This is a genomic window from Pseudoalteromonas sp. Ld20 (assembly GCF_045064175.1).
Taxonomy (GTDB): Bacteria; Pseudomonadota; Gammaproteobacteria; order Enterobacterales; family Alteromonadaceae; genus Pseudoalteromonas; species Pseudoalteromonas neustonica.
This window is the reverse complement of record NZ_JBISHB010000034.1, coordinates 254,457-278,795: the sequence shown is the minus strand read 5'-3', so window position 1 is coordinate 278,795 and position 24,339 is coordinate 254,457. Positions and strand designations below refer to the sequence as shown.

Below are 24,339 nucleotides of genomic sequence, written 5' to 3'. Positions count from 1 at the left end.
TTTTACATTTTAATTATTATAAATTACAATTTTTTTCTGGCTTTTTCAGCTCAAATTGCTATCTTAAATCGGTTAATAGCCAGTATTTATAAGCCATGTCAGTATTTATTAAGTCTTTTTATCATCGAGTTTTCCCAGCGCGACAGCTGTTGATCCGCCAAAATGGTGAGGTCAAACATGTCATATTGGCTCCTTGGTTACAAATTTGTGTCGCCCTGTCTATTTTAATTGCTTTAACTTGGCTTGCTGCATCTACACTTCAAGTTTACTCACAAACAAATAAAATTTCTGATATCGAGCAAAATCAATTATCAAAGCAACAACAATGGCAGCAGCAGCAAAGCGCTCAACAAATACAACACACCAAACAATTAGAGCAGCTGCGTATTCTTGAGCAAAAACATGCTTTGCTGCAAAGCATGATTGAGTCACTCCCAGAATCCATCAGTAAGCAAAACGATAATGTCAGTGACTCACCAATAAGAAATAGTGAACAACAAAGTGATTTCCATGCACCTCTTATTGACGAAAGTGACGAAAAAAACACGTCAGTAAATAATTTAAACTCGTTGACTGTAGATCAACGTTTTGTAGCATTGACGAACAGCTATGAACGCAGTTTTTTGCAATTAGAGGTGCAAATAGAGCAACGGCAACAGCACATTCTTACAATGCTCAAAGGTGCAGGCTTAGATACCGCATTAGCCAAGCGCTTAAGTTATGCAACGCCTAAAGCAGCTCAAGGGGGGCCGTTGGATTTATTTGATGAGTCGAAAATTCCTATGCAGTTTTTAGCCATCGCAGATAAGTTACTTTCTCTCAATGCACTTGAGAATTTTTTAAACGAATTACCCCACGCCCTTCCCGCAGCCGACTATTATATCTCTAGTAGTTATGGGTTGCGTAAAGATCCTATGAATGGCCGACGTGCTTTTCACAAGGGTGTTGATTTAGCGGGTTGGCATAAAACTGAAATTTTCGCCCCTGCTGATGGTATTGTTTTACGTGCCGGGCGAAATGGTGGCTATGGCAATTTTATTGAGTTACAGCATAAAAATGGCTTTGTTACTCGTTTTGGTCACTTGCATAAAATTAAAGTAAAAAAAGGCCAAAGCATTACTAAAAATGATGTTATTGGTTTAATGGGTAGCACCGGTAGAAGTACGAGCACTCATTTACACTATGAAGTATTACTTAATGGCAAACATGTCAATCCTGTAAAAATCACAAAGGCGCTCTCTCGTGTTCGGTAAAAAAAAATCTCCTGTGGGTAATTCATCAAGCTCACATTTAAAAAGAACTAATAATACGCCGTCGATTATCTCTGAAGATGTACGGTTAACTGGTAGCTTAGTGAGCCAAGGTGAGGTCCAACTTGATGGTCGCATTGATGGTGATGTTCGTGTTAATCATCTTGTGATCGGTACTACGGGTACGGTTGAAGGAACTGTCACCGCTGAAAGCGTTATAGTCAAAGGTAAAATCTTTGGCTCACTTAACGCAAGTAAAGTCGTTATTGAAAGCTCTGCACAAGTTCATGGTGATGTCTACCAAGATACATTGAGCATTGATGCTGGTGCTATTATTGAAGGTAATTTAAAACAACGTCATGAAGCTGAAACGGTCGCATTAATTAATAATGATACTGAGTCAAAATCAGAACTGACCTCAGTTCTTAGCGAAGGCGATAACGACTTGTCGTTTTTTAATAAACAAGCCGCAGAAAAAGAATAAAACACGCTGTCTTTAAGTTATTTTTTCTCAGTTATGTACATTGTTATATCTGCGGTGAACACCAGTTCATTGCGGGTATTATAAAGCTTTACAGGTACTACTAAATCTTCTTTATCGTGCCATTGTCTTGGCATCGGTATTTCAGCAATCGCAGTCACATCGGTATCTACTTTCGCCAAGTATTTTACCGTCATGCCCTTTGGGATCCAACGATGTGTTTTGCTTGGGACGGTAGCATCAACCATAACACCAGCACACAATTCAGCCAAGTTACACTGCGCAATAGCGTGAATAGTCCCTATATGATTAAACACCTTACGACGTTTTTTAACAACCGCACTGCAATGCCCATCGCGTAATTCAAGTATGTAAGGTTTTATAGAACCAAAATACGGCGCTTTAAAACATACCGCTTTACTAAAAAGCCAGTTTCCGTATGGTAACTTTGTTACTCTTCGCCAGATTTTTAACACAGAACCACCACTCATAGCTCAATCTCTACCACTGTAAATAAAATCAAAACTAACACATCAGACCAGTTATTCAAGGTTTAATAAACTGTCATTCATTCGTTAGCAAAAAAATTATCTTTCACTGACTACGTATGTACCTATATCTCCGCTTTCTTTTTTTCAATTAAGTTCTTAGAATAGCAGCCATAAGGAGCATTCATGCCAACAACAGATCCGCGTCGCCATCTTCGTGTTATTTTAATACTCGCTTTACTGGTTGTATTTTGCCCATTAGCGATTGATATATACCTACCAGCCTTTCCAGACATTGCGCATGCACTGAGCATTGATGAGCAAAAAGTACAGTTAACTGTCGCGATTTTTATGTTAACGGTTGGTTTAGGCCAACTTATTGCAGGCCCACTTGCAGATAAATTTGGGCGTAAACCTATCGCACTCGCTGGCATTATTTTGTATGGTTTGTCATCTTTATTGGCGTATATGTCACCGAACTTTACTGTATTAATGTGTGCTCGTGCATTGCAAGGGTTTGGCGCATGTGCCACTTTTGTTGTAGCATTTGCGATTGTGCGTGACACGTATGGCAGTGCTAAAAGCGGTCAAATGATCACTTACCTCAACGGAATTGTGTGCTTTATCCCTGCCCTTGCTCCTATTTTAGGTGCTTGGTTAACCGTGCAGTTTGGTTGGCGGATGAACTTTTTATTTTTAGCCGGCTTTGCGTGCGTAGGTCTTCTATTGACGTTGCTATTTTTCAAAGAGACTCGCCCAAGTGATAGTCATTACCAGGGGCACATATTAGACATACGCCGATTTGTGCCAATTATTACCACACCTGTATTTTTCTTTAATAGCTTACTGTGCATGGTAGCAATGTCAGCTATTTTAGCATTTGTAACACTAGCGCCTGGCTGGATCATGACCGAACTTGGTGGCACAGTCGGTGATTTCACTTTTTGGTTTACGCTCAATGCGATTGTCAGTATTGTCGCCAGCTTTATTGCGCCGCTCTATATCAAGCGTCACAGCCAAAAAGCATTAAAGTTAGGGGTTAGCTTGCTAATTCTATCAGGCGTGCTGGTATTAGTGATGAGCGAGCTCAGAACGGCCTTTACTTTTATGTTACCAATTTTAATAGCTGCATTAGGCTTTGCGCTAAGTTTAGGGTCTGCTGCGGGTATGGCATTGTCACATTTTCCTAAGCAAGCAGGCACTGCATCAGCATTAATTGGTCTAATGCAAATGAGTGGCGCTGGGTTACTAGTGATGCTTACGCAAGTACTGCCATTTAATGCCCCTGAGTTTATTGCTTTTCATCTACTGTTGTTACTGCCATTGTGGGTAGTATTGCTCAGTAAAAAAGCACATATTTACCACCCTACTCAAACGGCGCAACCATAATGCTGGTTAACTATGAATTTTTGTTATCTTTCTTGGCAGCAAGTTTTTTAATCGCAGTAGCGCCAGGGCCATCAAATGCATTTTTAATGGCACAAACATTCGCAAATGGCCGCGCTGCAGGCTTGCAAAGTGCATTTGGGTTTGCCTTAGGTGGTGTTGCTCATACTCTATTTGCTGTTGCAGGGTTAACTGCCATTTTAAAAGCCTCTGAAACCGCATATGCAACGGTACAATATGCTGGTGCCGCCTACCTTTGCTACCTTGGTATTATGATGCTTAAAAGCACCTTCAGTAATGCAACTGAAAACAGTGATGATAAGCCCAAAGTCAGTAATAAGGCGCAAAACGTTATGTTTCAAGCTATGATGACCGAAGTGCTAAACCCTAAAGTGGCGCTCTTTTTTATTGCGTTTATACCTCAGTTTGTTGATACGAGTTTATCAACGTCGACTACTTTTCAATTAGCATTTTTTGGTTTGCTTTACCCTCTTTTTGCTTTTCCAATCGACTGCACATATATTTATTTTGGCGATAAGATAGCAAACTACTTTCGCGATCATCCGCAAAGTCAAATTTGGATTGACCGCATAACAGGCGTCGTATTTATTGCACTGGCAATTAATCTATTAATGTAATAAAAATAAGAGTCAACATGGAACAAAAACAACAAACACTCCCAGCTCGTAAAAATATTGCGCTCGTTGCCCACGATGGAAAAAAAGCAGCGCTGCAAGCATGGTGCAGCAAACACAAGGATGACTTAAGTAGGCATACTTTGTATGGTACTGGCACCACTGGTCACTTAATTGAGCGTAATACAGGGCTTGAGGTTATCAAGCTATTAAGTGGCCCGATGGGGGGCGATCAACAGCTTGGCGCTAAAATAGCTGAACATGAAATTCATATGTTGATTTTCTTTTGGGATCCGTTGGCCTCTCAGCCCCATGATCCAGATGTTAAAGCCTTGCTACGTCTAGCTGCGGTATGGAATATTCCGGTGGCGTGTAATGAAGTCAGTGCTGATATGATATTAAGCTCGTCGTTAATGCACAGCGAGCTTGAGCGTACCTTGCCAGATTACGAAAAATACCTCGCAACCCGACAAGTTAATTTATAAGTTAAACTATATACCCAAGCCACCTCAAGATACGAGTTTCAGTTGGAATTAAAAGCGATTTAGGCAAGGCATTGATTGCAAATAATGGCTGTTCCCTTGTTAAAATCAATAACGCAGTATAAATCGCTTTTAAACCAACCCGCAGGGCGTTTCACAGGCACTTACTCTCATCGTTGTTACTTCTTAAAAGGGACTGCCATTGTTGCAAAGTAACGCCTTGATATTAAACCCCTGTGAAACGCTGAATTCTGCATCTTGAGGTGGCTTGGGTATAAGCTAAGTCTGCCTACTTATAAATTATATTAGCCCACTTGGTTAAACCAGCGGTGACACTACCAAAGTGATCACCGTTCACCATTTTTATATCGCCTAAGTGTTGTTGCAAGGCCGCTTTAATTAAGGGTGATTGTGCGCTACCACCAGTCAAATAAATAACATCTGGTGGTACACCCGCATCGCTAATTGCTTGCTTTGCTAAGGTCACTATTTGGCTGATTGAATCATCAACCGCCAGCGCTAGCTCATTGGTGCTTATTAATTTAATTAACTGCGGCGATAAAAAGCCCAAATCACACTCAAATGTAGCTTGCGAAGACAATGCAATTTTAGCAGCCTCCCCTTGCTGAACAAGTTGGTGACCTTGCTTGTTCTGCTGTAGCGTAATTAAACGTTTGAATAAGTCAGGTTCACTTACATCACGCAGCTGCGTTAATAACTCGCGGGTATGTGATTGCGCATAAAACTGACTTTGCAAGTTCACATCATTAATTTTACACGCTTGCCAAAATGCCTGATTCGGTAAAGGTAAGCCTGACTTAAACGTAGTACCTAAACCTAGTAATGGCATAAGTGCGTGGTAGCTCAGTGCAATGTCTAAATCATTACCACCAACACGTTTACCTGTATGCGCTAAAAAGTCACTATCACGATCATTATTATTACGAAAGCTTGGGCCCATTTGCACAAACGAGCAATCACTGGTCCCCCCGCCAATATCAATAACCAAAACTTTTTGGTCTTCGGTTAGGTCACTTTCATAATCAATCCCAGCTGCCAGTGGTTCGTATAAAAAAGCCACGTCTTGAAAGCCTGCTCGTTTAGCTGCGCGCTCTAAAATACCAATGGCTTGCTTATTTGACTCTTCCCCGCCCACTGCTTGAAAGTTCACAGGGCGACCTATAACGGTGTGTGTTAGTTGTTTTTGTAACGACGCTTCAGCACGCTGTTTTATTTTTAAAATCATCGCAGTCGCAATGTCTTCAAAAAAGTTAATTTGCCCTTGCTTTAAACCTGTAGCCCCAAAAAATGATTTAGGAGATTTAACAAAATAACCTTCTTCTGGAAATTGTACATATTCACTAATGGCTTCACGACCGATAAATAAACTTTCATCGCCAGGGACAAGATCTAAATCTGATTTAATGCGAGGCATCGTGTTAAGCAGCGCTTGGCGCTGAATTCTAAAGTCGCTTTCGTAAGCGGTGCCAGTTAAATGTTGTGCAACAAAATCAACGACTAATGCACTATGGTGCGTATATAAGGTTGAGGGTAGGTAAAACTTACCTTGCTCTAAGGGTACTAACTCAACTGTATTTTGAGCATTCATTACACCCATTGCGCAATTAGAACTACCATAATCAAAACCAACTACCATTATTTCACCGTTACTCACATCAAAAGGCCGCGCAATTTAGCACATTTAGTGATTTTTTGAAACGTTATTCAGGTGTGCGTACTCTTAAAAAACTCGCAAAACGAGGGAGCCCGTGCTTGGTAAAACCGTGATAACGGTAAGTAATTGTTACGCCTAATGCTGGTGGTATTCGTCTTTGTGCATCGCTAAATCCAGTGCCTATTGTAAACTCTAATCCATCACTATTTTTAACCCGCAAAGCGCCTAACATGCCCTGATACTTACCCTTACCTGGTAAGTGAGCAATAACCATGGCCTCATTATCAAAATACGGTTTGAGTTTTAATAACGAAGACGAACGACCATCACGGTGTTTTGCACTGGCTAAATGAAGCATAACGCCTTCAGCACCTTGCTGTACGGTGCGCTCAAAATACGCAGTAAGGGTTTCATTTGATGTAAACTGATGTTGTTTTACTGCAACAATGTGGGGCTGATTTATATTACTGACTAGTCGCTGATAATTTTGATAACGGACATTGAAAGGATTTACTTTATCTGGCATATCAAAGACACGATAACTAACCTTTCGCCAGTCATCATCATTTGGTTTTATAGTGCGTACAATGCCACTGAGTGAGGCAAAGTCTTGGTGTTTAGTCCAAAGTTCGCCATCTAACCACACGTTTGGTAATACATCCACAAACCAATGTGGCGCATTAATAGTGTTACCATTACGCGTTACAAATTGATTACCAGTCCAAATGGCTCTAACACCATCAAACTTTTCACTTACTAAATAGCGCGATACAGCAATATCATTATTTGCATCATATACATTAGCAAGCTGCACGTGAGGAGTGGTCGTTGATAACAACGTTTTAATCGCGTTTTTATCGTCATTTGCAGCTACGTTAACTTGACTGAAAACAAGTACACATAACAATAACGCGTTATAAATCCTTTTATTCATCACGGTATCCTTACAGGGTTGATACCTACACTATAGTTTAATCTGTACCCATTGCCATAGTTGCTGAAGATTTTCAAACCGTGCAGTTGCTTTGCTCAAGTCATGGTTAAGCGTATGCTTATTGGGTATAGCCATAACACGAACTTGCGCATTATATGCAGCAGTAACCCCCGTGTGAGTATCTTCAATTGCAATGGCATTTTGCGCCGTAATATTAAGTGTGTTTAAAGCAAGTAAATAAGGATCAGCAGCAGGCTTAGGGTTAACAACATCATCTTTAGTCACCACACAATCAAATAATGTATAAAAGCCGTACCCTTTAAGAATAGGTAATGCCTCAGCGCGGGCACTGCCTGTTACGAGTGCCATTTTTAAACCACTTTGCTTTACAGCCAGTAAAACTTCTTTTGCATAGGGCATTAAAGGCGGTAAATGGTTTGATACAAATTCACTAAAGTAATCATATTTAGCTTTCGCCAGCGCTTTAGGAGTTATATCCAACTGATAATGCGCCACCACTTCTTTTGCGGCCTCTAATGTTGCCTTACCAGAAAAACGTTGACAAAATTCGTCTTCTTCGTAGCAAATACCATACTTGGCTAATACATCATTCCAACAATTAAAATGCACGCTTTCTGAATCAACTAGCGTGCCATCCATGTCAAATAAAACAGCCTTTAAAGTCATCCTCATTCCTTTATTTTTAATTATAAAAAAAGGCGCACATAGCACCTTTTATAATATATATTATTGCGTTAAACCCGCTGGTGGCTCTGCAAACGCTTCTGCGCCAGTCTCAACATCAACCAGCTCATAACCTCGCTCTTTTCTGATAACTTTTAATACCGGCTTTTCAAACGCTGTTTTAAGACGCGTTGCATCATCTTGCAATGCCTCTAACGTGTTACCAAATGGCGCTGCACCCGTTTCAGACCAGTTTGTTACTTTACCGTTTAGGTTGTATTCCACTTCGTGTATTTGATATTGCGCAGCATCGTCTTTTGTTGCTTCACAAAAAATAACTCGGTAATTCCAAAATCCAGCCATCACTATTCTCTTTAATTAAAAAACCTATACACATTACTTTAGCAGCAAAGCTTTTCAATATAAACGAAAAAACCCGCTAAGAAGCGGGCTTTATAATCAGATTACTAAAAGCTTAGAAAAACTTAACTTTAAATTCAGCGCCAATGTAACGCTCTTCATTAACCATACCTGTGTTGTTATTGAAGTCGACAGCACCGATTGCTTGTTGCTCATTAAACATATTACGCACGAATCCTGAAACTTCGTATTCATAATCGCCTTCTGACCAGTTATAACCAGCGCGTAGGCCCGTTTCTAACAATGCTTTACCTTCAAACTCAACTGACTCATATAAGAAAAAGTCAATTTTGCTACGGTACGAAACGTCGGCATATGCAAAGAAGTCACCATCAGCAAGTTCTTTCGTATAACGTAACGTTATGTTAGAAATCCACTCTGGTGCATGCGGTAAGTTATTGCCATCTAAAATTGCACGGTCCTCAGGACCAAATGGGCCTGGTACTTGGAAAGTAGGATCTGTAACAGTGCATTGCCCACACACAGCAACAGCTAAATCGTTATCATCAAGTTCAGTTTTATTGTAACTTAAATTGAATGTAGCATTTAACTCATCTGTTAATACCCACTCTGTATCCAGCTCAAAACCGTAACCAGTCGTTTTATCAGCATTAATCAAGCGATTAAAGTTTGCACCACCACCAACAGCAGTTAATTGTTGATCATCCATTTGGAAATAGAAGATAGTTGCGTTAACACGACCACGGCCATCTAGCACATCAGACTTAATACCTGTTTCATAAGATGTCACAGTTTCTGATTTAGCAACAGTCACTTCATTACCAAATAAGATACGACCTTGTACGCTTGGTGCACGAAAACTGTTAGCAATACGCGTATACCAGTTAACATCATCATTCACTTTATAGCTTGTTGAAATATCCCAGCTGATATGATCATCATTTAAATCTTCAGTTAAAGATAACGCACCGCCACCAATTGGGCTTAAAGTACGATTTGCAGAGAATTGTTTATCGTCATCTGAATAACGAAGGCCAGCAGTAACTTTTAAGTCATCTGAGATAGTGTAGTCAACAGAACCAAACACAGCCCATGCTTTAGTGTCTTGTTGTTGTAATACATAGCCATTTAACTTGCCATTTGCAGACGTGTCAAAGCTGTAGTTTTCAATAGTCAGTGCTTCATCAAAATAGAACACACCTACTTGGTAATTTACATCACCTGAAAAGTTACTCGATAAGCGAAGTTCTTGAGTATATTGATCATGTTCAGGAATACCATCAGCACTTTCTGAGCTAAAAGGTATAAAACCAGGGCCCATTGGCGCGTCTTGACCATCAACTTTATAGCCACCGTAACCGCCATCGATGTCTGCACGAGAGAAAATCTCTGCACTTTCCCATGCTGAGATAGACGTAATAGTATGATTAGCAAGATCCCACTCAAGCTTTAAGCTTGCACCTTGAGATTCTACATGCTGAACAGCACGTGATACTGCATCTTGATAAATCACATCATGTTCGTAATTATCAACAAGCTCATTTGAGCCTTTTTCAATAACATTGGCGCGAAAAGCAATTGGTGAACCAATCATGTCGCGTACATGGTAGTTAAATAAACCAGTAAAGTCGTCGCCTTCATATAAAAACTGAATACGCGCTGCTTTATCAGTGTAACCGCCAAGGACATCTTTTTGTTCAAAACCAGGTGCACGATTATCGATATAATCGTCTTTATTTTGCCAAAGTACTGAAACTCGTGTTGATAAGCGATCTGTTAATGACCCACCTACTGCACCTTCAAAATCAACAGCACCTAGACTACCGTAAGAAACTGAGCCATAGCCATCAAATTCTTGACCTGGTTTTACTGTGTCGAACTTAACAAGGCCTGCCGGTGTATTACGACCAAACAAAGTACCTTGAGGACCACGTAAAACTTCTACGCGCGCCACATCAAAAACAGGAAAGCCTTTTAAAATAGCATTTTCTTGCACAACTTCATCAACAACTAACGAAACAGGTTGTGAAGCATTTAAATCAAAATCGGTATTACCTAAGCCACGAACATAAAAGCGTGGGAATGAACGACCAAATGAAGACTCAATTGATAAGCTTGGAATTTTCGCATTCATAAAACGAATGTCCATACCTGCAGAGCTGTAGGCATCTAAGCTGTCACCTTGTAACGCAGAAACAGCAACAGGGACTTCCTGTGCATTTTCTACACGCTTACGCGCGGTGATTTGAATAACTTCTAATTGGTTGTTTTTCTCAGCAGCTGGCGTTTGCTCAGCAGCAAGAGTTGAAAATGAAGTACCTGCTACAGCAGAGAACAACGTTGCATTAATTAGGGTTGCTAACGTAGATCTTTTCATTGCTTTCATGTCGGGGTTTAACCTTTTGTATGCACTCTTGTTCAACGGTTGGGGTGTTGCGCCAAATTCACTCGGCGGGCTCGGCCAATTTTTCGCGCCTTGCAGTAAGCTGCGCGGACCTCTTTGTCGAGAGTGCAAAACGAAGTAAAGAGGCTGAACGAACGCTGAAGATTATAACACTGTATGACAGTTTTGCTGCATAAATATGTACAATAAAATAAAGTTTTTACAACAAATACCGACAAGTTAAGCGAACTTAGGACACTTTATGCAATTATTTTTATTTTATGCGGACATATGTCCTATCAACTATCGAGTTAAAAATTGTAGGGAATCCCGCAGATCTATTTAATAACTATTTGCATTGTAAATTTAGGTACGCATTATTTACGCTGAATACGATTTGATTTATCCTTACTTCCTCTATACCAATAATTGAAGTGTGCATATTTTAAGTTATAGATTAATGAGGACTTTAGTTTCGATATACCCAAGCCTCATCAAGATACGAGCGTCGTTGGAATTAAAAGCGATTTAGGCAAGGAATTGATTGCAAATAATGGCTGTTCCCTTTTAAAATCAATCCCTTATAAAAGTAACGCAGTATAAATCCCTTTTAACCCAACCCGCTGGGCGTTTCACAGGCACTTACTCTCATCGTTGTTACTTCTTAAAAGGGGCTGCCATTGTTGCAAAGTAACGCCTTGATATTAAGCCCCTGTGAAACGCTGAATTATGCATCTTGAGGTGGCTTGGGTATAAAATGCGATAAAAACACTTTTCAGGTTGGCTGAATTAATGCCAACCTGAAAAGGGATATATTATTTATAATTTAAACTCGCCAACTAACCCGTTGAGTTTTTGCGACATCTCACTTAACTGCTCACTTGATTGATGTGTATGCTTTGCACCTAATTCAGTTTGCTCTGCAATCGCTGATATCTCTGTAATATTGCTACCTATGCTGGTCATTGCTTTTTGTTGATCATTCGTTGCTAATGCAATGTCTTCGCTTATTGTAAATAAAACATGCACAGCTTCGTCTATTTGCTGTAATGTTTGTGTACACTCGTGACTCACAGATAACCCATATTGAGTTGCAGAATGGGCTTGTTGCATTTGCTCAACGGTTAACCCCACTCTTGCTTGAAGTTGCTCAATCATTAGTTGAATACTCCCTGTCGACTCTTGAGTACGTTTAGCGAGCGTTCTTACTTCATCAGCAACAACCGCAAAACCACGACCTTGATCACCCGCTCTCGCGGCTTCAATTGCTGCATTTAATGCTAATAAGTTAGTTTGTTCTGCCACCTGTCTAATGACATTTAAAATATCACCAATTTGCTCTGATGCTGTTTGCAACTCTAATACAGCCAATTGTGCTTGCTCAACATTGCCTGCAACTTGTGTAATGGAGTTAAAATTATCCTCAACATGTTTCAAGCCCTGTTTGCTGAGCAACTCAACATCTTTTGTCGTTTGTAAACTCAACGCTGTTTGTTGGGTGATTGAATGAGCTTGTGTGCTTAGTGATGCTATGTTATTTGCAACCTGAACGGTTTGTTCTTTTTGTTCAGCAATACCCACTTGTATTTGACTCGTCACACATGCTAATTCTTCAGCCTGTGAGGCAAGTGTACTGGTGTTGCCATTAATCACACTTAACACATCTTTGAAGTCATTATTCATATTGTTAAAGGCGCACGCCATGATTGAGAGCTCATCTTTACCATCGCTTTTTAAACTAATTGTGAGATCTTTATTTGCAGCAATTTCACTCATTGAATAAGTTAGCTTAGCAAGCGGTTTAGTAATATTTCGGGCTATGTATAAACCTAATAAAACCAGAACCACTATAGAGCCAAATGTACTTATTAAACTTATTTTGAGCTGTTCATTAAACTCCTCTTCAATATCATCTAAGTAAATACCTGTAGCAATAGCCCATTGCCCACTACCTAAACGTTTTACAAATGAAGTTTTTTGTTCAAGTTCTACAGATCCTGGTTTTGGCCATTGATAATAGACAAAGCCCTGGTTATACAGGCGAGCCATTTTTACAAATTGCGTAAATGCAGACGCGATAAAAGGCTTTTCATGTGTAGTCATCGATAAATCATTTAATTGTGGTTTTATGGGATGCATAACCATCTTACCGCTAAGATCAAACAAGAAAAAATAACCACTTTGCCCGTAACTTGCTTGTTTAACTAAACGCTTAATTTCATCATTACGTGCTTGTTCAGTAAGCTCAAAATTACTCTCAAGAGCTTTAAATTGACTTTCTATACTATCAACTAATAATTGAGCACTATTCTTACGCTCAATGAGCATACGGTCTTTTAAATCATAGGCATTGTGTATTTGTAAAATCAAAATAATTAAGCTGGCAAAAATAATTATGAGACGAAGTTTAGCGGATACTTTTAAGTTATTTAAACAGTTGGTTAGCAGTTTCATGGGTATTCCGGATTAATGACGACACAGAGTAAAAACTCTCATTAAGCACGCAATTGTACCCTTTTATAGAACATTTAATATAGACGCATAGCCTTTTAGCAACCTTAAAATATAAACAGTGGCTTAACGTATTGATAATAATTATCTTTTACAGTGGCGTTAATTGTAAAGAAATGTAACTGCAAGAGGAACATTGCGAATTCCTCTTTTTGTTAATAAGATGAATTAGGTTTATAAAGAGCGCTTACGCATTAGTGCGATTTCCCCATCAATATGAATATCACGTTGTGGAAATGAAATGGTTACTTCATGCTCTGCAAATATTTTATAAATACTAAAACGAATATCACTTCGGACTTGACGCAGCATACTCTCAGATTCAGCACAAACCCAAAAAATAGCATTAAAAACAAGTGAACTATCAGCAAAGTCATCAAGTAAAACTGATGAACTTGGGGCAGGTAATATCGCTGAATGTTCTTTTAAAACTTGTTTTATTAGCCGTTCAACGAGTAATACATCCGAACCGTACGCAACACCAACACTGACTGAAGAGCGCGCGTTGCGATCAATTAACGTCCAATTGGTTACCGTATTTTCCAAAAGCTGGCTGTTAGGGATCAGCATATGCACACCATCGTTACGGCGAATTCGCGTAGAGCGCGTATTTATGGTTTCAACAACGCCTTTTGCATCTCCGACTTCTAAAAAATCACCTATACGAATTGGGCGTTCCCACATTAATATCCAGCCGCTAATAAAGTTATTAATAATGTTTTGTGCACCAAAACCCACACCAATGGCAATGGCACCAGAGACAAAAGCAAATGCGGTAAGCGGGATATTGAGAACCTCGAGCGAGGTAAAAATTAAAATCGCGATACTTAGCACTAAATAAATACGCGTAAATAAAAGCACCGCATCGGGGCTCATTTTTCGCGCTAACAAGGTTTTTTTAATAAGTCGTCCGATGCGTGTTACCAAAAACCACATTGCAAAAATAATCAGTGGCACTTGAATAACTTTCGCCACTGTAATATTGACCTCTCCGTAGCTAAAAAGCACAAAAGATAAGTAATGATAAATTTGTTCTAAGGTCATACGGCTTCCGCAAAAAATAATAAATGTGTTCAGTGTTCGCTAAGTTTAGCACGTCATAATGAGTTTTAAGGAGAAGTTAAATGCGCACAACGCACTTTATGAACAAATTATTAACATTCACTCACAGTCAGTGCTATATAAATAATAATAGCTTTAATGAGTATCAGGAGAGATTAATGTCACAATTAGGGCGTGTTGACCTTTGTGGATTGAAATTTGTTCAATCTAGGGGTGATTTAATCGCGGCGCGAGGTTTGTAACCTAGTGGGCTAAGTAAAAATCGAGCAACAAAAGAGTCAATCGCCCCTAGAAAGAACCCTTTGGGCAGCGCATGTTTGGCATTTATACTGCGTTATCGCCTATTTATGAGGAACAACCACACTGCATAGGCACTGCCTTGCCTAAATACCAAACATACTGCTGCAAAATCAATAACAAAAGGTCAACACGCCCTAACCTTAAATCAAAAATTAGCCACTTTGCAGCCACTCGTTGATATGAACTTATTTGAATCGAGCCTTGAGTACCGCAATAAAATTTTATGTTTATTGGCCGAACAAGAAAATACGCTAAATTTAATTAATAAAGAATTTGGCCACGAACAACCACCCAGCTTTAGTAGCGAAAAAAGTTTGTATTAGGTTACAACTAATTTTGCCACACACAGTGTCTTTTCCATCCAGTCCAACCTAATTGCCGCTTTATTGTTACATCGATAATAAAGTGGTTCTTTTATTTTGACTTTTTTATCTACAAAACGTGCTTTTTGCGCTCAATCCCCCCGTTAAATCGATAAACTTGATTGTATATACATGAAAATTTGTTAACTTATGGAAGTTAAATACCCAAGTCACCTTAAAATTCAGAATTTAGGTGATTTTGGTATACCCACGCTATCTATTTTCATTTAACGGAGTTCTCATGCGTAAGACCTTAATAGCAACAACGATTGCTAGTGCAGTACTATTATCTGCTTGTGGTTCACAAGAAACAAAACAAACCACAGAACAAGCGAGCGAAGTGCAAACCGTCGCCGTTGATAACGTATTGATGAAGCCAAGCCCATTACAATATATGGCGCCAGAATTTGATAAATTTGGCACTAAAGATTACGAACCCGTTTTTGACGCGGGTATTGCGCAACAAACAGCACAAATTGCGACAATTGCAAATAATCCAGAACCTGCAACCTTTGCTAATACACTTGTTGAGTTAGAGCTATCAGGTGAACTACTTGATCGTGTATCAACTGCTTTTTATAACTTATCAGGTTTGATCTCTGATGATGAGTACCAACGCATTGCAGCAAAAATGGCACCTGTGCTATCTGCACATTCTGATGATATTTATTTAAATAAAGCATTATTTGCACGTGTTGAAAAAATCAATAACAACAAAGCTAGTTTAAACGCAGAAGATCAACGTCTTGTTGAATTTTACTACACTAAATTTGTTAATGCTGGTGCAAAATTAGATGAAGCGCAAAAAACTAAAATGCGTGAGATCAATGCTGAGCTTGCAAAACTATCAACTGCTTTTTCACAAAACGTATTAAAATCGTTTAAAGAAGACGTTGTACTTGTTACTGATAAAAGTGAATTAGCGGGCCTTTCTGATGGTCACATCGAAAGCTTAGCGGCTGCGGCTAAAAAAGCAGGTAAAGAGGGTTACATGATCACCCTTGTAAATACCACGCAACAACCTATTTTGAGCAGCCTAGAAAACCGTAAACTACGTGAACGCGTATTTAAAGCGTCATCTACACGTGCACAAGATACAAATGGCCCTATCATCATCAAAGAAACCAACTTACGCGCACAAAAAGCGGCGCTGCTTGGTTACAAAGATTGGGCATCTTATGTAATGACTACGCGTATGGCTAAAACCACTGAGAACGTGTACGGCATTTTAGATGACTTAGCACCAAAAGCTGTAGACAAAGCAAAGGCTGAAGCAGCTGAAATTCAAAAAGTGATCAAAGCATCAGGCGAAAAATTTGAGCTACAACCGTGGGATTGGGCTTACTACTCTGAAAAAGTTCGCCAAGCGAAATACGACCTAGATCCAGCGCTTGTTAAACCTTACTTTGAAATGCAATCAGTGATCCATAACGGTATGTTCTTCGCAATGGAAAAACTATACGGTATCACTTTCAAAGAACGTAATGATTTACCGGTATATCATGAAGATGTAATGGTATTTGAAGTATTTAACGAAGATGGCAGTGCAATTGGTTTATTCTACATGGACCCATATGCACGTGAAGGTAAACGTGGCGGTGCTTGGATGAGCGCATACGTTGGTCAAAGTGGCTTAAAAGGCACTAAACCTGTTATTTATAACGCGCAAAACATACCAAAACCTGCAGAAGGTCAACCAACATTAATGACGTTCTCTGAAGTAACCACTATGTTTCATGAGTTTGGTCATGCGGCGCACGGTTTATTCTCAGACGTTAAGTACCCAAGCCTAGCGGGTACTGCAACAGCACGTGACTTTGTTGAGTTTCCTTCACAAGCACATGAAGATTGGAATATTGAACCAACAGTACTTGCTAACTACGCTAAGCATTACAAAACGGGTGAGCCAATTCCAAAAGAATTATTGGATAAAGTACTTGAGTCACAAAACTTCAACCAAGGTTTTGGTACAACTGAGTATTTAGCGGCGGCATTACTTGATATGGAATGGCATTCATTCGGTGCTGATAAAGTTGTAACTGACGTACAAAAGTTTGAGCATGATGCACTTGAAAAGCATGGTATTGCTTACTACCCGGTACCGCCACGCTATAAGTCTTGCTACTTTAGCCACACATTTGCTGGTGGTTACTCTGCAGGTTACTACGCTTACCTTTGGACTGAAGTATTTGCAGCTGATGCATTTGCACACATGACAGAGCAAGGTGGTCTAACCCGTAAAAACGGCGATAACTTCCGTAAAGAGATCCTTTCAAAAGGTAACAGCCGCGATTTAATGCAAAGTTACATTGAATTCCGTGGTCAAAAACCAACAACTGACGCGTTATTAAAGCGCCGTGGTTTAGTTGAGTAATAAAGCACACGTAAACCAAAAGCCCGCATACTGATGCGGGCTTTTTTGTTATAGTGGCTTTTTTCCACAATACCTAAAAATCATAATGATCTACCTTTTTGCAGTCACCCTACTTTGGGCCTTTTCGTTTAGTTTAATTGGTGTGTACCTTGCCGGCCAAGTTGATGCCTGGTTTAGCGTATTAATGCGTGTAGCCTTAGCAACAGTTGTATTTTTACCCTTTTTAAAGTTTAAACAAATTCCCAGCCAGTTGATCGTAAAGCTAATGCTCATTGGCGCTGTGCAGCTTGGAGTTATGTACAGCTTTTATTATCATTCATTTTTATACTTAAGCGTGCCAGAAGTATTACTATTTACAGTAATGACCCCGCTTTACATCACCTTATTAAATGACGCGATTGAGCGGCATTTTAATCCACAATTTTTTGCTGTCGCACTGCTTGCAATTGCAGGTGCTATTGCCATTCGTTATCAAGGTATCGATGAAGACTTTATACTTGGCCTATTGTTAGTCCAAGGCGCAAATCTATGCTTTGCCACCGGGCAAGTGACCTATAAACGCTTAATGCGCGATAGTAACATTGCACACCAAACCGTATTTGGCTGGTTCTTTATAGGCGCGCTTATTGTCGCTAGTATCTGCTTTGCCTTATTTGGTAACACTGAAAAACTTCCCACCACTACAACTCAATGGGGTGTATTAATTTATCTGGGTATTGTTGCTTCTGGGGTAGGTTATTTTGCATGGAATAAAGGCGCAACACTTGTCAATGTTGGGGCGCTTGCCGTAATGAATAACGTACTTATTCCCGCTGGTATTTTAGTTAATGTTGTAATTTGGAATCGCGACGCCGATATTATAAAACTCAGCCTAGGTGGTGCGATCATTTTATTGGCACTCGTGCTTAATCAGTATCTAGATAAAAAATCGGCAACACCTAAGTACTGACCTAAAACTGTCACTAAAAGTAATTACTCTAGGTAGATATCGACACCCCAATCGTTTTTAATTAATTAGTGGAATAAAAAATGAAGCATGCAGCCCCTTTTATTGGCTTGGCATTATTTAGCGCGGTATTAATTGCATTGTCAGGTTGTGATGATGATATTAAAATCGTCGACAAAGAAATCGTTGTCGAAAACACCCAGCTTAAGATTGTTGAAGTCCCTACGCCTATTATTGTCAAAGTACCTGAAGGTGCAGCGCCAGATATTCAACTGGGCACACGCCCTTATTTTCTTATTAATGATATGCAACAAAGTCCGCTAAAAGAACAACTGGCCAGTTGCAGCGAAGGGCCTTTTTACCGCACTGATTTTTCAATAGGTCACCGCGGTGCACCAATGCAATACCCTGAGCACACCAAAGAATCTTATATTGCAGCTGCTCGTATGGGAGCTGGTATTGTGGAGTGTGATGTTACATTCACCAACGATAAAGAACTGGTTTGTCGTCATTCTCAATGTGATTTACACACCACCACAAACATTTTAGCTATTCCTGAACTTGCCGCTAAGTGCAATGTGCCTTTCACACCTGCCGATCCTGTAAACGATATCGCAGCCTCTGCAAAGTGTTGTACCAGTGATATTTCATTAGCTGAGTTTTTAACCCTTGAAGGTAAAATGGATGGCGCGAATAGCAAGGCCACAACAGTTGCACAATATCTGCAAGGCACACCGAGTTGGCGCACGGATTTATACAGCGCACACGGTACATTATTAACGCATAAACAAAGTATTGAACTGTTTAAAGAGTTAGGCGTTAAAATGACACCAGAACTTAAAGCCCCTCAGGTAAGTATGCCATTTAATGGTTTTACCCAAATGCAATACGCGCAAAAAATGCTGGATGAATACACGCAACTTAATGTTGAACCTAGCCGTGTTTACCCGCAGTCATTCAACCTTGAAGATGTTAAATATTGGATTAATACAAACCCTGAATTTGCAGACAGAAGTGTTTACCTCGATGGACGAGATAGCAATGCGGGCTTTGACCCTAATAATGCAGATACTTGGCAACCTAGCATGGCTGAGCTTGTGAATCAGGGCGTTAAAATTATTGCACCGCCAATATGGATGCTACTGAGCATTAATAGTGACCAAAAAATCGTTCCCTCCAAATATGCAGTTAATGCCAAAGCAGCGGGGTTAAATATAATTACTTGGAGTTTGGAGCGCTCGGGGCCACTTGAAAATGGCGGTGGTTATTATTATCAATCCATTACGGATGTGATCAATAACGATGGCGATATGATGAATGTTGTTGACGTGCTTGCACAAGATGTAGGTGTTATTGGTATATTTTCAGATTGGCCAGCAACAGTCAGCTACTACGCAAGCTGTAAAAAAATGCCTGCGAGTATTTAACTTTAGCCCAAGTTAAGGTTATTCAAATTATCACCGAGTCCAACATTATGTTGGGCTCGCATATTTTTCAAGGCCACACACTCGTCCACTGACTCACTGTGCGTTATTATAAGCAAAATTTAAGTTTACCAATTGTATTAAATTGGCATAAAAGGCACATTATGATCATTCAACATCACAGCCATGATATCGCAACAGACACAGGTATTATGCGCACCAGCGTGTACCGTCCACAGGCCGGTGGCCAGTTTCCCGCCATTATTTTTTACTCTGAAATATTTCAACAAACCGCACCAATTGCACGCAGTGCCGCACTTTTAGCAGGTCATGGTTTTGTTGTGTTAGTGCCTGAGGTATTCCATGAGTTGAATCCGCTTGGTACTGTGCTTGCTTATGACGATGCAGGTAAAGATAAAGGGAACGCTGATAAATGGGCTAAGCCATTAGAGTCACACGACAGCGATACTCACGCGATGATAAACTTTGTACAAACTCAAAATTACTGCACCGGTGCTGTCGGCGCGATGGGTGTATGCATTGGTGGCCATTTAGCCTACAGAGCTGCGCTTAATCCTGCCATTAAAGCCGCTTTTTGCTTATACGCTACTGACATTCATAGCGACACATTACCTGCAAAAGCAGGCAATAACTCGTTTGAACGCATGAAGGATATCCAAGGTGAGATTCACTTTATTTGGGGCAAGCAAGACCCACATGTGCCAAAAGAAGGACGTGCTAAAATTTATCAACACGCTGTAACTAGCGGTATTAATTACCAGTGGCAAGAAGTAAACGCCCAGCATGCCTTTATGCGTGATGAAGGCGAGCGTTATGACCCAGCCCTTGCTATTGCCATGTATCAGCAAGCTGTTGCGTTATTTAGCCGCACTTTGTAAGGTTAAAACACTTTTAAAATTGCATACCCAATGCGGTATGCTTTTTTACAAAGTAATCTTTTAAATAATCGATAAACAATCGTAGCTTTTTAGAACCCGCGCCGCCTGGCGGAAACACACCATAAAGCTCAATGTCTTTACTTTTATATTCATCCAGTACAATTTCTAATAGCCCAGCTTGTACTTTAGGCCATGCATCATAAAGTGGGATCCGCCCAATGCCGTGGCCGGCTTCAACAAAGGCAGTACGCGCAGCGGCATTATTTGTACTTAAACCGCCTTGCATTGTGAGACTGTGTTTTTTACCGTCTTTTTTAAGGGTTAAGGTTTTACTGCCAAGCTGATACACCACCCATTGATGCTCGCTTAATTGCTCTGGCGTTTTAGGCTTACCAAAGTGGGCAAAATAATCTGGCGAACCACAAATACATGTACTCATTGTCGTGAGCTTAGTTGCCTGTAAATTTGAGTCGCTCAGCGACACACCTCTTACAGCAAAATCAAAACCATTTTTAATAATATCAATCACATCATCTGTTAGCTGTAGATCTATATTGATTTTAGGGTATTGACGTTTAAAGGCATTAATTGCTGGCACAATAAGTTGCATGCCAACATTTACTGGACAGCTTATTTTTAATAACCCTTGAGGTTCATTTTTAATGTTTTCAATTTGTAGATTTGCCGCATTGGCTTGCTCGGTGATGATTCGACAACGTTCATAATAAGCAATGCCAGCCTCGGTTAATGCCATCGTGCGTGTTGAGCGATTTAATAAGGTTACTTCAAGCTGAGTTTCTAATTTTTTTAAGTGATAACTAGCCACAGTACGGGTTAACCCTAATTGCTTTGCAGCTGCGGTTAAGCTGCCCTGCTCCACTATTTGTGCAAATACCACCATACTTTTTAACTGCTCAAACGATACCTTCATAACATCTCCTAAATTCAACCTTACAATTGTATCAATTATTAAATCAATAAAGTTAAATTTACCATCGTTGTTTAAATATATCTCAGGGCATATAGTTATCTACAAGCTAAGTTAATAATTCAATTCATCAGAAGGAATATCGTTATGGCTAAAAAAATACTTATGGTACTTACCTCACACGCAGAGCTAGGTAATACAGGCGAAAAAACAGGGTTTTGGGTAGAAGAATTTGCAGCCCCTTATTACGCATTTATTGATGCTGGCGCAAAAGTGACCTTAGCATCACCACAAGGCGGTCAGCCACCGATAGACCCAACAAGCACGTTATCTGACTTTCAAACTGATGCAACTAAACGTTACGACAACGACAGTGCAGCACAAACGTTAATGGCAAACACACATGTCCTTAGCGAAGTAAATGCCAGCGATTATGACGCCGTATTTTACCCGGGTGGCCACGGCCCATTATGGGATTTAGTGGATAACACTGATTCGATTACGTTAATTGAAGATTTTATTAAAGCACAAAAGCCTGTTGCTGCAGTATGCCACGCCAGCGCTGCATTTCTAAATATTAAAGGTGCTGATGGTAATGCATTGGTTGCGGGTAAAAAAGTGACAGGCTTTAGTAATACCGAAGAAGCAGCAGTCCAACTGACTGATATAGTGCCTTTTTTAGTCGAGGATGAGTTAATCAAAAAAGGCGGCGATTATCAAAAAACAGATGATTGGGGCGTATTAGCATTAGAAGACGGCCTTGTTATCACGGGTCAAAATCCTGCCAGCTCTGAACTTGCAGCTAAAAAGTTATTAACTAAGTTAGGTTAAACTCAATTTAGCTTACATCAAAGCCTTGCCCACTGGGTAGGGCTTTTCATTTAGGCATCAAGATGGGTATACTCTGGCAAATCCATTTTCAATTTAAGCTTATGTATGCCAACTAAAAAAAGCTCTTTGAGCATTCCTCCTTTAGCCAGTAAACGTTTTGCCATTGTAGGCATTATTTTATTATGCACGTTGCTGCAAATCGCCAATAGCGTACCCGGTATTAACTTAAATGGTTTAGGGATCTATCCTCGTAATTTAACTGGGCTAACAGGCATATTTTTTGCCCCCTTTCTACATGGTGGTTGGGTGCATCTATTAAGTAATATGGTCCCTTTTGCGGTGTTAGGTTGGCTAGTATGCCAGTACAGTGTAAAGCGCTTTTGGGCTGTATTTGTTTTTACTGCACTTACTGGTGGTTTACTGGTTTGGCTATTTGGTCGAGCAAATATACACGTAGGTTTAAGCGGGGTACTTTACGGTTTATGGGGCTTTTTAATTAGCTACGGCATTATGCACCGTTCATTTAAAGCCATTTTGATTAGTGTATGCGTTGTGTTTTTATATAGTGGTTTTATTTGGGGTGTATTGCCACAAAGACCGCATATATCGTTTGAAAGCCACCTATTTGGCGCCATTGCCGGAATATTTATTGGCTATTATTTTGCAAAACAAGATAAAAAAAGTAACAGCCGTAAGCTGTGAATAGGCAGGCTATGCTAAATCAAGCACGCAACGTTAGTGTAGCCATCACTACAGCGTGATCGGTGCTTTGGTCATCACGCTCAAAGTCAGGGTTTATCAAGTGACGGTCATAGGTGTGGTAATTACTTACTTCATAAAAACTGTCATGGAAACTCGCATCAAACTCACAAGACAGTAAAATATAATCAAGTACTGAGCTGCTGGCCCCATAGTAATGTGTTGGCACACGATGTGGCTTTTTTGGGGGGTGAGGTTCAGGTTCTATGTTGTCACTCACCTCTTTTGCAACCCCCGTATTTACAAGTGACCTTACATACAAATCCCATGCATCACTTAAACAATATTTTGCAAGGTAGGCACGACAATCAAACGCAGGGGCAAATCGTAATGAGTCAGTAAGCAAATGACTTAATACACCATCGGCTAGGTTATTGTTAAAGTCGCCCATTAATAGCATCGGGTTTTGCGTGGCCTCACGCCGCGCTATCATTTCAACCATCAGTAATGTAGCTTCTGTTCCGCGTTGTATTGTTGAGCCCCAGCCACCAGCAAGTGTTGCTTTTAAATGCTCTATAATATTTTGCTCAGGCGCTAATTGGTTTGGTTCTTCAACCTCAATCATCGAACGTTTAGATTTAAAGTGCACCACATAACAATCAGTGTTACCAATGTGCGGTAAATCAACCGTGGCTCTGAGTACTTTGCGACTAAACGAAAAGTCAGCTGCTAAACCAAGCGTTTGCGCAAGTTCATTGTCATGTCGAACAACACCGACCTCTGTAATTGGAAAGCGCGAGGCTATAGCGACCACTGGCCGTTTATAAATAAAATCATCAATTACTTCTGGCTCATCTATCACTGCAAAATATGCATAACCTTGCTTATGCATAAGCGCTTTTAACGGATCAATACTAAACACTTCTTGAAAGCCTATAACATCAGGTTGCTGCTGATTTAAATAATCACTAATCCAGCGCTGTTTTTTAGCCCACTGCTGTGCGGTATAAATGCGTTCAAATTCATAAAACGCATTAGGCGGCTCAAGGTAATTAAACAGGTTAAACGTCGCAACTTTCAACTCTGTATTATTTAGCACCACCGTATCTTTGCTAGCTAAAAGTACTGAGTTATTACTTGTTTGTAATTCACTGTTGTTGATAACGTTCACCCGCCTAAAAGTTAGAAAACAATTATATACTCAAACCACCTCAAGATGCATAC

Annotated in this window: 21 protein-coding genes; 11 read left to right on the top strand and 10 right to left on the bottom strand. The window is 40.0% G+C overall.

The features are described 5' to 3' along the window. The first annotated feature begins 95 nt into the window (after positions 1-95). Together ACJJVX_RS11115 and ACJJVX_RS11110 are read left to right on the top strand one after the other, a co-directional pair. Complete coding sequence (locus ACJJVX_RS11115) at positions 96-1,253, top strand: M23 family metallopeptidase (RefSeq protein WP_405631467.1); 1,158 nt, start codon at positions 96-98, stop codon at positions 1,251-1,253. Continuing rightward, positions 1,243-1,734 carry a polymer-forming cytoskeletal protein gene (locus ACJJVX_RS11110; protein ID WP_054205109.1) on the top strand — a complete coding sequence of 164 codons (492 nt, stop codon included), beginning with the start codon at positions 1,243-1,245 and terminating at the stop codon, positions 1,732-1,734. Before ACJJVX_RS11115 ends, ACJJVX_RS11110 begins: the two co-directional genes overlap by 11 nt. A 17-nt stretch (positions 1,735-1,751) precedes the next feature. Here the strand turns inward: ACJJVX_RS11110 and ACJJVX_RS11105 are convergent, their stop codons facing one another. Then, positions 1,752-2,222 (bottom strand): hotdog fold domain-containing protein, encoded by a 471-nt coding sequence (locus tag ACJJVX_RS11105; protein ID WP_054205108.1) that lies wholly within the window; start codon positions 2,220-2,222, stop codon positions 1,752-1,754. 183 nt (positions 2,223-2,405) lie between these two features. On the opposite strand from ACJJVX_RS11105, the gene ACJJVX_RS11100 reads away from it, so the two are divergent. Genes ACJJVX_RS11100 through ACJJVX_RS11090 form a run of 3 tightly spaced genes read left to right on the top strand, consistent with a single transcriptional unit; the run spans position 2,406 to position 4,725 of the window. Then, complete coding sequence (locus ACJJVX_RS11100; RefSeq protein ID WP_054205107.1) at positions 2,406-3,608, top strand: multidrug effflux MFS transporter; 1,203 nt, start codon at positions 2,406-2,408, stop codon at positions 3,606-3,608. A gap of 2 nt (positions 3,609-3,610) precedes the next feature. Then, positions 3,611-4,243: a LysE family translocator gene (locus ACJJVX_RS11095; protein ID WP_054205201.1), complete on the top strand. Its 633-nt coding sequence runs from the start codon at positions 3,611-3,613 to the stop codon at positions 4,241-4,243. Between the two features lie 17 nt (positions 4,244-4,260). Continuing rightward, a complete protein-coding gene (locus ACJJVX_RS11090) occupies positions 4,261-4,725 on the top strand; it encodes a methylglyoxal synthase (protein WP_054205106.1) in 465 nt (154 codons plus the stop codon). A gap of 286 nt (positions 4,726-5,011) precedes the next feature. On the opposite strand, the gene yegD is transcribed toward ACJJVX_RS11090, so the two are convergent. The 7 genes from yegD to ACJJVX_RS11055 all read right to left on the bottom strand — a co-directional run bounded on the left by yegD (position 5,012) and on the right by ACJJVX_RS11055 (position 14,334). Beyond that, positions 5,012-6,379 carry a molecular chaperone gene (gene yegD / locus ACJJVX_RS11085; protein ID WP_054205105.1) on the bottom strand — a complete coding sequence of 456 codons (1,368 nt, stop codon included), beginning with the start codon at positions 6,377-6,379 and terminating at the stop codon, positions 5,012-5,014. A gap of 64 nt (positions 6,380-6,443) precedes the next feature. Continuing rightward, positions 6,444-7,331: a DNA ligase gene (locus tag ACJJVX_RS11080; RefSeq protein ID WP_082355607.1), complete on the bottom strand. Its 888-nt coding sequence runs from the start codon at positions 7,329-7,331 to the stop codon at positions 6,444-6,446. A gap of 30 nt (positions 7,332-7,361) precedes the next feature. Then, positions 7,362-8,018, bottom strand: coding sequence for an HAD family phosphatase (locus ACJJVX_RS11075; RefSeq protein WP_054205104.1), 657 nt, complete (start codon positions 8,016-8,018; stop codon positions 7,362-7,364). A 60-nt stretch (positions 8,019-8,078) separates the two neighbouring features. Further along, entirely contained in the window at positions 8,079-8,378 is a 300-nt protein-coding gene (locus tag ACJJVX_RS11070; protein WP_054205103.1) for a hypothetical protein, read from the bottom strand. A 112-nt stretch (positions 8,379-8,490) separates the two neighbouring features. Then, complete coding sequence (locus ACJJVX_RS11065; protein WP_405631461.1) at positions 8,491-10,782, bottom strand: TonB-dependent receptor; 2,292 nt, start codon at positions 10,780-10,782, stop codon at positions 8,491-8,493. An 816-nt stretch (positions 10,783-11,598) separates the two neighbouring features. After that, positions 11,599-13,233, bottom strand: a complete 1,635-nt coding sequence (locus tag ACJJVX_RS11060) for a methyl-accepting chemotaxis protein (protein WP_342883355.1) — start codon at positions 13,231-13,233, stop codon at positions 11,599-11,601. A 231-nt stretch (positions 13,234-13,464) separates the two neighbouring features. Then, the gene (locus ACJJVX_RS11055) at positions 13,465-14,334 is read right to left on the bottom strand and encodes a mechanosensitive ion channel family protein (RefSeq protein WP_054205100.1); all 870 of its coding nucleotides are present in this window, start codon (positions 14,332-14,334) and stop codon (positions 13,465-13,467) included. Positions 14,335-15,255: 921 nt separating this feature from the next. Here ACJJVX_RS11055 and ACJJVX_RS11050 point away from each other — a divergent pair. From ACJJVX_RS11050 to ACJJVX_RS11035, 4 genes are all read left to right on the top strand, one after another. Beyond that, positions 15,256-17,388: a M3 family metallopeptidase gene (locus ACJJVX_RS11050; protein WP_054453287.1), complete on the top strand. Its 2,133-nt coding sequence runs from the start codon at positions 15,256-15,258 to the stop codon at positions 17,386-17,388. Positions 17,389-17,473: 85 nt separating this feature from the next. After that, positions 17,474-18,337 (top strand): carboxylate/amino acid/amine transporter, encoded by an 864-nt coding sequence (locus tag ACJJVX_RS11045; RefSeq protein WP_054205097.1) that lies wholly within the window; start codon positions 17,474-17,476, stop codon positions 18,335-18,337. An 80-nt stretch (positions 18,338-18,417) separates the two neighbouring features. Further along, positions 18,418-19,761 (top strand): glycerophosphodiester phosphodiesterase family protein, encoded by a 1,344-nt coding sequence (locus ACJJVX_RS11040; protein ID WP_054205096.1) that lies wholly within the window; start codon positions 18,418-18,420, stop codon positions 19,759-19,761. Between the two features lie 161 nt (positions 19,762-19,922). Continuing rightward, a complete protein-coding gene (locus ACJJVX_RS11035; protein ID WP_054205199.1) occupies positions 19,923-20,657 on the top strand; it encodes a dienelactone hydrolase family protein in 735 nt (244 codons plus the stop codon). Between the two features lie 13 nt (positions 20,658-20,670). On the opposite strand, the gene ACJJVX_RS11030 is transcribed toward ACJJVX_RS11035, so the two are convergent. Next, a complete protein-coding gene (locus ACJJVX_RS11030; protein WP_054205095.1) occupies positions 20,671-21,588 on the bottom strand; it encodes a LysR family transcriptional regulator in 918 nt (305 codons plus the stop codon). Between the two features lie 144 nt (positions 21,589-21,732). On the opposite strand from ACJJVX_RS11030, the gene ACJJVX_RS11025 reads away from it, so the two are divergent. Continuing rightward, positions 21,733-22,416: a type 1 glutamine amidotransferase domain-containing protein gene (locus ACJJVX_RS11025; protein ID WP_054205094.1), complete on the top strand. Its 684-nt coding sequence runs from the start codon at positions 21,733-21,735 to the stop codon at positions 22,414-22,416. A gap of 105 nt (positions 22,417-22,521) precedes the next feature. Then, on the top strand, positions 22,522-23,118 hold the full coding sequence (locus ACJJVX_RS11020) for a rhomboid family intramembrane serine protease (RefSeq protein WP_054205093.1): 597 nt from the start codon (positions 22,522-22,524) through the stop codon (positions 23,116-23,118). Positions 23,119-23,137: 19 nt separating this feature from the next. On the opposite strand, the gene ACJJVX_RS11015 is transcribed toward ACJJVX_RS11020, so the two are convergent. After that, positions 23,138-24,175, bottom strand: a complete 1,038-nt coding sequence (locus ACJJVX_RS11015) for an endonuclease/exonuclease/phosphatase family protein (protein ID WP_054453350.1) — start codon at positions 24,173-24,175, stop codon at positions 23,138-23,140. Between the last annotated feature and the right edge of the window lie 164 nt (positions 24,176-24,339).

Coding starts and splice junctions, on each gene's coding strand:
- ACJJVX_RS11115 (WP_405631467.1), top strand. CDS start 96: ATGTCAGTATTTATTAAGTCTTTTTATCATCGAGTTTTCCCAGCGCGA.
- ACJJVX_RS11105 (WP_054205108.1), bottom strand. CDS start 2,222: ATGAGTGGTGGTTCTGTGTTAAAAATCTGGCGAAGAGTAACAAAGTTA.
- ACJJVX_RS11100 (WP_054205107.1), top strand. CDS start 2,406: ATGCCAACAACAGATCCGCGTCGCCATCTTCGTGTTATTTTAATACTC.
- ACJJVX_RS11090 (WP_054205106.1), top strand. CDS start 4,261: ATGGAACAAAAACAACAAACACTCCCAGCTCGTAAAAATATTGCGCTC.
- yegD (WP_054205105.1), bottom strand. CDS start 6,379: ATGGTAGTTGGTTTTGATTATGGTAGTTCTAATTGCGCAATGGGTGTA.
- ACJJVX_RS11080 (WP_082355607.1), bottom strand. CDS start 7,331: ATGAATAAAAGGATTTATAACGCGTTATTGTTATGTGTACTTGTTTTC.
- ACJJVX_RS11075 (WP_054205104.1), bottom strand. CDS start 8,018: ATGACTTTAAAGGCTGTTTTATTTGACATGGATGGCACGCTAGTTGAT.
- ACJJVX_RS11070 (WP_054205103.1), bottom strand. CDS start 8,378: ATGGCTGGATTTTGGAATTACCGAGTTATTTTTTGTGAAGCAACAAAA.
- ACJJVX_RS11065 (WP_405631461.1), bottom strand. CDS start 10,782: ATGAAAGCAATGAAAAGATCTACGTTAGCAACCCTAATTAATGCAACG.
- ACJJVX_RS11060 (WP_342883355.1), bottom strand. CDS start 13,233: ATGAAACTGCTAACCAACTGTTTAAATAACTTAAAAGTATCCGCTAAA.
- ACJJVX_RS11055 (WP_054205100.1), bottom strand. CDS start 14,334: ATGACCTTAGAACAAATTTATCATTACTTATCTTTTGTGCTTTTTAGC.
- ACJJVX_RS11050 (WP_054453287.1), top strand. CDS start 15,256: ATGCGTAAGACCTTAATAGCAACAACGATTGCTAGTGCAGTACTATTA.
- ACJJVX_RS11045 (WP_054205097.1), top strand. CDS start 17,474: ATGATCTACCTTTTTGCAGTCACCCTACTTTGGGCCTTTTCGTTTAGT.
- ACJJVX_RS11040 (WP_054205096.1), top strand. CDS start 18,418: ATGAAGCATGCAGCCCCTTTTATTGGCTTGGCATTATTTAGCGCGGTA.
- ACJJVX_RS11035 (WP_054205199.1), top strand. CDS start 19,923: ATGATCATTCAACATCACAGCCATGATATCGCAACAGACACAGGTATT.
- ACJJVX_RS11030 (WP_054205095.1), bottom strand. CDS start 21,588: ATGAAGGTATCGTTTGAGCAGTTAAAAAGTATGGTGGTATTTGCACAA.
- ACJJVX_RS11025 (WP_054205094.1), top strand. CDS start 21,733: ATGGCTAAAAAAATACTTATGGTACTTACCTCACACGCAGAGCTAGGT.
- ACJJVX_RS11020 (WP_054205093.1), top strand. CDS start 22,522: ATGCCAACTAAAAAAAGCTCTTTGAGCATTCCTCCTTTAGCCAGTAAA.